The 6913-nt window shown below is 63.0% G+C and carries 7 protein-coding genes; 2 read left to right on the top strand and 5 right to left on the bottom strand.

Features of this window, described 5'->3' with window-relative positions:
* The first annotated feature begins 38 nt into the window (after positions 1-38).
* Positions 39-1205 carry a M14-type cytosolic carboxypeptidase gene (locus EVC45_RS19440; RefSeq protein ID WP_129959710.1) on the top strand — a complete coding sequence of 389 codons (1167 nt, stop codon included), beginning with the start codon at positions 39-41 and terminating at the stop codon, positions 1203-1205.
* Positions 1206-1316: 111 nt separating this feature from the next.
* On the opposite strand, the gene EVC45_RS19445 is transcribed toward EVC45_RS19440, so the two are convergent.
* The 4 genes from EVC45_RS19445 to EVC45_RS19460 all read right to left on the bottom strand — a co-directional run bounded on the left by EVC45_RS19445 (position 1317) and on the right by EVC45_RS19460 (position 5203).
* Positions 1317-1931: a BspC domain-containing protein gene (locus EVC45_RS19445; protein WP_129959712.1), complete on the bottom strand. Its 615-nt coding sequence runs from the start codon at positions 1929-1931 to the stop codon at positions 1317-1319.
* 173 nt (positions 1932-2104) lie between these two features.
* Entirely contained in the window at positions 2105-2779 is a 675-nt protein-coding gene (locus tag EVC45_RS19450) for an energy-coupling factor ABC transporter permease (protein WP_129959714.1), read from the bottom strand.
* A gap of 113 nt (positions 2780-2892) precedes the next feature.
* Complete coding sequence (locus tag EVC45_RS19455) at positions 2893-3774, bottom strand: response regulator transcription factor (RefSeq protein ID WP_129959716.1); 882 nt, start codon at positions 3772-3774, stop codon at positions 2893-2895.
* Between the two features lie 214 nt (positions 3775-3988).
* On the bottom strand, positions 3989-5203 hold the full coding sequence (locus EVC45_RS19460; RefSeq protein WP_129959717.1) for a DUF2863 family protein: 1215 nt from the start codon (positions 5201-5203) through the stop codon (positions 3989-3991).
* Between the two features lie 271 nt (positions 5204-5474).
* On the opposite strand from EVC45_RS19460, the gene EVC45_RS19465 reads away from it, so the two are divergent.
* Positions 5475-6590 carry an AI-2E family transporter gene (locus EVC45_RS19465; protein WP_129959719.1) on the top strand — a complete coding sequence of 372 codons (1116 nt, stop codon included), beginning with the start codon at positions 5475-5477 and terminating at the stop codon, positions 6588-6590.
* A gap of 130 nt (positions 6591-6720) precedes the next feature.
* On the opposite strand, the gene EVC45_RS46170 is transcribed toward EVC45_RS19465, so the two are convergent.
* Positions 6721-6913: hypothetical protein (locus tag EVC45_RS46170; RefSeq protein WP_211193442.1), on the bottom strand; the 193-nt coding region annotated here is incomplete at its 5' end.

The following is a 6913-nucleotide window of genomic DNA, read 5'->3' on the forward strand; positions in this document are numbered from 1 at the left end:
CAAGCAAGGCGGCGTGCATACAGGCAGGGAAGATTCTGATGACGTTATCGATTACGAGCAATTTCGACGCAGGCGCAATTGATGTGCTGTCCTGCGAGGACGCCGGCAATATACGCCTGCGCGTGCGGTCCGACAGCCACGCCGAGTTCGCGCAGTGGTTCTATTTCCGTCTGTCGGGCGCGGCGGGCGAGCGCTGCGTGATGAACTTCGAGAACGCCGCCGCATGCGCGTTCGCGGAGGGCTGGCGCGACTATCGGGCGGTTGCGAGCTACGACCGCGTGAACTGGTTTCGTGTGCCGACGTCGTACGACGGCAAGGTGTTGACGATCGACCACACACCCGATTTCGACAGCGTCTACTACGCGTACTTCGAACCGTACAGCGAGGAGCGCCATGCCGAGTTTCTCGGTGCCGTGCAGCAGATGCCGCACGCGTCGCTGACCGAGCTCGGCAAGACGGTCGAAGGCCGGCCGATTTCGCTGCTCACGCTCGGCACGCCGCCCGCGGACGATGCCGCTAACGCCGCGCCGAAAAAGAACATCTGGCTGATTGCCCGCCAGCATCCCGGCGAGACGATGGCCGAATGGTTCATCGAAGGATTCGTGAAGCGCCTCGCGGGCTGGGGCGATTGGGCGGGCGATCCGGTCGCGCGCAAGCTGTACGATCACGCCGTGTTCCACATCGTGCCGAACATGAATCCGGACGGCAGCGTGCGCGGCAATCTGCGCACCAACGCGGCCGGCGCGAACCTGAATCGCGAATGGATGGAGCCGGACGCCGCGCGCAGTCCCGAGGTACTGGTGGTGCGCGACGCGATTCATGCGACGGGCTGCGACCTGTTCTTCGATATTCATGGCGACGAGACGTTGCCGTATGTGTTCGTCGCGGGCTCCGAAATGCTGCCGGGCTTTACCGAGCGGCAGGGGCGCGAGCAGAAGGCGTTCATCGAGGCGTTCAAGCACGCGAGTCCGGATTTTCAGGACAAGTACGGCTATGCGGCGAGCAAGTATCGCGAGGACGCGTTGAAGCTCGCGTCGAAGTACATCGGCAACGAATTCGGCTGTCTGTCGTTGACGTTGGAAATGCCGTTCAAGGACAACGCGAATCTGCCCGACGAGCGCGTAGGCTGGAACGGCGAGCGTAGCGCATCGCTGGGCGCCGCGATGTTGCAGGCGATTCTGCGTCACGTGGAGACGTTCGCTTAGACACGCGGACGGATGGACCCGAAAAGACGAGGCCCGCACGGAAAGAGTGCGGGCCTCGTTTTTATTGGGGCGACGGAGCGCGCTGTGGTGCAAGCCCACCGGCGCCGGACGTCATTGGCTCTTTTTCTTCGAGCTCTTGTTCGCCGATTTGCTGGATGTCGCGCGCGACGATTTACCCGAGCCTGGCTTCGACGGATTCTTCGACTTGCCGCCGACCGCGTGCTTGCCTTTGCCGCCTTTGTGCTTGCCCGATCCCTCGCTGTGCGCGCGGTTCGGCGGTACCGGATCGTTCCAGCTGAACGCGAGCATCTGCGAGCCGACGTAGCCGCAGCGGAATTTAAGATCGGCCGGCTCGCCCGAGTTGTTCTGGCGCACGCCGACGCCCTCGACGGTGACGATGCTGTCCACCTTGACGCGCTGCTTGCCTTCGTCGAACGAATCGTTCCACGGCGTGACCGACGAGTGCGCACTGTCGAACGAACTGGATGGAAATTCAACGTGGTCGAACGCGGTCGACGTGCTCGCGACGAAGTCGCCATGCGCGGCGCAGTCCGCGACGAGCGGGTCCGCGTGCATGTCGGTGATGAATTTTTTGACGAGGTCGTTGTGCTGTTCGAGCTGATCAGCGAATGCGGGAGTCGCGCAGATGAGCGAGAGACTCGCTGCGCAGGCTGCCAACCGGCCGATCACCCGCAGCAACCCGCGCGGTACATTGGTGCGATCCATCTAGTTCTTTAGACGCAAATGGGAGATGAGGCAAATAAGATGCCCCGCGCAAGGGTTGAGTTCAATGTTGCCGCAAATATTCTGTCTGTCCTGATCGGAGCGCCCGGGAAGCCTCCAGCGACGAAGCGCTGAATACCACAGGTGCGCCGCACGCGACGTCAAAGCGCGCATTCTCAGGTGCGCGGGCCGCCCAGGCGATAGCGCCGCACGTCGTAGGTGGTGACCCATGCCGGACGGTAGACCGCGATCAGCGCGGTCGCCATGCCAGTGAACCAGGCTTCGCCGGTGGCGAGCAGCAGCACGCTGAGCGCGTAGCCGACCGGCACCACGGTCATTGAGCCGCCGGACACGGCGATATGAATGCCGAGCGCCGCCGCGGCAGTGAACGACACGGCGATGGCGGGCGAAACGAAGCCCTGGCCGAAGATGAACATGAAGAGATTGCGCGGCAGCCACGCGGTGCAGATGCGCTGGACCAAGGTCGAGATGGCGACGGGTAGCGCGCCGTACACGAGGAACGTCAAAGCGATGCCCTGCCACGGCGCATCGAAGACGACGGCGGCCAGACCCGTGACCACCGCCATCGCGATCAGGGCGAGCCCCCAGTCGAACAGCGTGACGACGAGCGTGGCGCCGAGCAGGTGCATCACGGTGCCGTCGTCGAGCCAGGCGTTGCTCGCCCACAGTACCGACACCGCAACGATTATCGCCAGCCAGACGTGCTGGAGCGTGCCATCCTGAAGTCTTTTGAAAGGATTTTTCCACAGCGCGAGCGCGATCACCATCGCAGTGGCAATCCAGCCACCGACAGCGACCCAGAACGGAAGCGGTGTGTAGAGGAAACCCATGAGTCTCATATTACTCGTTGGACGACAAAAGGTGTGAGCGGAATCCATGCCAGCCCGCCGTCGACGCTGCGCGCATGCGGATGTTCCAACCGATACGCGCGGCGCGACCCGCGTCAGGCGGAGCCCGGCGTGACCGACTTCCGCGCGGGCTGGCCGTGCGGCGCTTCACCGTAAGACGTGGCGGGCTCCGCGGCCATCGGCAGCGCGTTGCTGGTGTCGCTGGCGGGCAACGGATACTGGAAGTGCGCGCGCTTGTGCCGCCGCAGCGGAACCGGGCCAGGCTGCCCACGGATGACGGGCCGCACGCTGTTCTCGCCGTTGTTACGCAGAACCTGCAAATGATTCGTGAGCCAGCCGTTATACAGCGCGACCGCGGCGGCGCGGTTGGGCGCGCCGAGTTGCTGGAATATGCTCGTCAGGTGGATCTTGACCGTGCCTTCGCTAATGCCGAGCGTGCGCGCGATCATCTTATTGGTGCTGCCCATGTGCACGCATCGCATGATCTGCTCCTGCCGCGGTGACAGTCCGCTCGAGAGCTTGTTGCGGCGGGGCGGCGGACTTTCTTCATCGAACGTACGGATCGCGGTGTCGGTCGGCAGCGGCGGGTCGATCGCCAGCGCGCCGGGCGGCACGTAATGTCCGCCGAGCAGGACCATTTCCAACGCACGCACGATCAGGCACGGATCGGTGTCGCGCGGAACGACACCGAGCACACCTTCGTCCATCAGCCCGCGCACGAGCGCCGGCAACGTCCCGTCGGTGAGCACGCTGACGCGCAGGTCGGGAAAGTGGCTCAGCAACGCGCGAACCTGTGCAACCGACATCCAGTCTTCCCAGTCGATTACGACGAGATCGGGCCGATACCGCTTGAACGGACGTTCGAGGAGACGCCATTCATCGGCTTCGGTGAAGCGCGCCAGCCGGTCGATCTGCCGTAGCAAGGCTTTGAGTCCATCACGTCGTTCTGCGTTTGAATTGAGAATCGCGAAGCGCATGCATGTCTCCAGATGTGTCGGGCGAAATGGCGCGACGCATCTGTGCGGCTCGTGAAGCTGACTCGATCACGGCGATGCGTCACCGTGCCTATGATGACAAATTCCCTTCGTTTTGACGGCTGTCCAAAAGGCATAAGAAAAGCAGATATTCAATGAAAAAAGCCCCGCATATACGGGGCTTTTTCGCGACAAAGGGTGGATGTCGATGTTGAGGTCAGTGGAAATGCGGTTGTGCGGGCTCAGCGTCCTCAGGCATTTCCGCATGGACGATTTCGCCGAGCGGGTCCGCGTACAGCGGCACGCCACAGTCGTCGCAATATTCCGGCTCGAAGCGGCCCGCGTGGCGGCGCACGTCCGTGATGCCGGTTTCCTTCAGCAGCGCGACGATTTCCTCGAGCGGTTCGTCCGAGCCGGTGATTTCCTCCGGCTCCTCGTCGATGCCCGCCTCGCCGTTTTCGCGGCCGTAGAGTGGCCACACGACCCCGTAGATCACGTCGTTGCTGCCCTTGCGCGTGAAGCCGACGCGGTACTCGTCGATGCGACGCTCACCGAATCCGGCGACCACCGCGCGCAGGTCCTGCGGCGCCGCGCCAATTGTGTCGAAAAGATAACGCACGGCGGTACGCACAGTGTGCGGACGCACGCTTTCGTCGGCGTCGCGGCAGGCCGAGTAGTACGCATCCGGCAGCAGGCATTCGAATTCGCAGCCCGGCAGCACGACCGAAAGATTCGCGCCGCCTTGCGTGGCCCACTGCTCGAGACATTGGCCGCGCTCGATGCGAGTGCCGTGCTCTTCTTCCTGCCAGCGGAACGTCGCTTCCCCGACGGGCGCGGCGACGACGGCGAGCAGAAAGCGCGGGTCCGCCAGAATCGGCGAGGTCTCCGGCAGCTCGCCGTAGTTCAGCTTCGCGTTGCCGCCGCTGACCGCGGCTTGCGCGAGTTGCTGCGCGATGCGCCACGTTTCGACGTGATGGCGCGGCAACTGGTCGATGCTGTACAGGAACGGAGCCATTGCCACGCGCGTGTTGGCGGCGAGCACGTGCGCTTGCAGGTGCGCACGCAGCGCGTCGGCGGCGTCGGACTTGAGCGGGCCGGACGGAATCACGTAGCGGGTCCAGGCGAGCACGGGCGCGGCGATCAGCAGCGCTTCGTATGACACGCCTTCGTGTTCGAGCACGAACGATTCGCTGTGCGTTTCCGCCATGTCGGCCAGCGCGCCGTAGGCATCGGGATGATTTTGCTGCAGATGGTCGAGCGCGGCGTCCAGCGTGGTCTGGTTGGCGTTGCGCACGACTTTGGCCAGCAGCGCGTCGAGCTTCGCTTCCCAGAAGCGATCTTCGGTACGGCTGCCCGACGCGAAAAGCGCGAGCGAGAGACCGACAAGCTTGTCAGCGTCGGGAGGGAGACGTTTGGCGATTCGCGAGCGCATAAATCCAGAAAAATTGGGGGCACGGAACCTTATATTCTAGTCTTTTCCAGGCGGCTATACCGGTTGGTCGGCAATCTCCGGTCGATTCGAGCGCTTTCATCTCAAAACTGCGTTCGCCGCCGGCACGGTCGCAGGCGACGCACGTCGCCTGGCCGGATGGTATAAGACACCCCCGGACGCCCGACTCGCTTCTATACTGACGGCGTTCGGCGGGCGCCTGACGGGCGTGTGTCATGTCATTGCCACGGTCTGGCGCAATAGGAGATCCATCGTGAAATCGGACCAACTGATCGAACGGCTCGCCGCGGTATTCGCATTAATTGTGCTCGTTGGCGGGTCGTTGCTGGTGCTGGCGCCATTTACGACTGCGCTGCTGTGGGGCGCCATCCTCAGCTACAGTTCCTGGGGACTCTACCGGCGACTCACTGGGGTGGTTGGCGGGCGGCGCAAACTGGCCGCGACCTTGATCGTGCTGATTATTCTGGTCGTGGTGCTCGGGCCGTTCGTCTATGCGGGTTTTGCGTTCGGTGCGCATGTTCACGAAATCGTGGCGCTGGTGCAGAGACTCTTCGATTCGGGGTTGCCCGATCTGCCGTCGTGGGTGCAGCGGATCCCGCTAATTGGTTCGAGCCTTGAGGCCTTTTGGGAGCGCTTGACCAGCAGCAATTCTGAGCTCATCGCGCAGTTGCGCACGCTCGCCGCGCCGGCCGGCAAGTGGATTCTGGCGGCGGCGCTTGCGGTGACGCATGGGCTGGGGCTGCTGGCGTTGAGCATCGTGCTCGCGTTCTTCTTTTATACCGGTGGCGAGGGGGCGGCTGCGTGGCTGAATGCCGGCATGCGTCGAGTCGCTGGTGAGCGCGCCGAGTATCTGCTCGCACTGGCGGGCAGCACGGTGAAGGGTGTGGTCTACGGGATTCTTGGTACGGCCCTCGTACAGGGGGTTCTCGCGGGAATTGGCTTGTGGATGGCGGGCGTACCGGCGCCGGCATTGCTTGGGCTGGTGACGTTTTTTCTGTCGGTGGTGCCGGGCGGTCCAGTCATTGTCTGGTTACCCGCAGCGATCTGGCTGTATCAGGGTGGATCGACTGGGTGGGCGATTTTTTTGGTCATATGGGGCCTGCTGGTAGTCGGTATGGCCGACAACGTCATCAAGCCGATCCTGATTGGCAAGAACAGTGACATGCCGTTGATTCTGGTCATGCTCGGCATCCTCGGCGGCGCGTTTGCGTTTGGTTTCCTTGGCGTTTTCATCGGCCCGACGTTGCTGGCTGTCGCATATACCGTGCTGCATGATTGGACGATCGGCGCATCCGCCGCCCAGACCCTGGCGTCCCAAGTGAAAACACCAGCGATCGACGATCCGGGGCGTATCGGAAAGACCCCTTGAGGAAAACCCCAGGATTTCGCTTGCAAGTTCTCGCTGCGGCGACTAGAATTCCGCTCTTTCGCGCTCCGGACACCGGGGCACGGAGAAGCGGGAAGCCTTGGATGGCGAGGGTTTCAGCGGCGTGGGCAGGTTAAGCGAGTGATAAAAACCTGTTGACGATCCGACGAAAGTTCTCCATAATCTCGCTTTTCTGCTGCAGACGCAGCGACGCAAACGAAGCGGTGCCGGGTGGTTGTGGTTCAGGTGCTGCGGGTTGGGCGGATCGATCTTTAAAAACTAACAGCCGATAAGTGTGGGCGCTTGATGCGGAATGCGGCGGCGGA

It is taken from the genome of Paraburkholderia sp. UYCP14C (assembly GCF_004197395.1).
In the GTDB taxonomy this organism is placed as follows: domain Bacteria; phylum Pseudomonadota; class Gammaproteobacteria; order Burkholderiales; family Burkholderiaceae; genus Paraburkholderia.